The sequence below is a fragment of the Exiguobacterium sp. s48 genome (assembly GCF_018617395.1).
Classification (GTDB): domain Bacteria; phylum Bacillota; class Bacilli; order Exiguobacteriales; family Exiguobacteriaceae; genus Exiguobacterium.
Genome location: NZ_JACSKC010000012.1, coordinates 1 through 799, shown reverse-complemented (window position 1 = coordinate 799; position 799 = coordinate 1). Strand labels below are relative to the sequence as shown.

General features: G+C 54.2%; 2 tRNA genes and 1 rRNA gene. All 3 read right to left on the bottom strand.

Features of this window, described 5'->3' with window-relative positions:
- A 23S ribosomal RNA gene (locus KNO66_RS14780) occupies positions 1-429 on the bottom strand; the annotation flags it as partial.
- Between the two features lie 89 nt (positions 430-518).
- Positions 519-591: transfer RNA gene (locus KNO66_RS14775), tRNA-Ala, on the bottom strand.
- A 22-nt stretch (positions 592-613) separates the two neighbouring features.
- Positions 614-690 (bottom strand) — tRNA-Ile (locus KNO66_RS14770).
- Between the last annotated feature and the right edge of the window lie 109 nt (positions 691-799).

Sequence of the window (799 nt, the reverse complement as noted above, 5' to 3'; positions counted from 1 at the left end):
GTCCCGCCGTACTCAGGATCCACTCTGGAGGGGATGGGGTTTCGGCTACAGGGCCGTCACCTTCTCTGGCCGACCTTTCCAGGTCGTTCGCCTACCCTATCCCTTTGTAACTCCGTGTAGAGTGTCCTACAACCCCAGGAAGCATGCTTCCTGGTTTGGGCTGTTCCCGTTTCGCTCGCCGCTACTCAGGGAATCGAATTTTCTTTCTCTTCCTCCGGGTACTTAGATGTTTCAGTTCCCCGGGTATGCCTCACGCCACGCTATGTATTCACGTGGGTGTCCCGCCAGTCTCCCGGCGGTGGGTTCCCCCATTCGGAGATCTCTGGATCAAAGTGTACTTACCACTCCCCAGAGCATTTCGCTGTTCGTCGCGTCCTTCATCGGCTCCTAGTGCCAAGGCATCCACCGTACGCCCTTTCTACCTTGATCTAGCGTCTAAGACACACGGTCCATTGCGGACCATATGTGAAATTGGTTTTTGATGTCTTGATGAATCTTCAGTTTTCAAGGAACAAAAGTGGAGCCTAGCGGGATCGAACCGCTGACCTCCTGCGTGCAAGGCAGGCGCTCTCCCAGCTGAGCTAAGGCCCCGTATTGGAATTGTTCATAAAAATGGTGGGCCTAAGTGGACTCGAACCACCGACCTCACGCTTATCAGGCGTGCGCTCTAACCGGCTGAGCTATAGGCCCTCTTAGAGAGGTTTTGGTCTCTCAAAACTGAACGATGGGCAATGCCACATGGGCATTTTCCTTAGAAAGGAGGTGATCCAGCCGCACCTTCCGATACGGCTACCTTGTT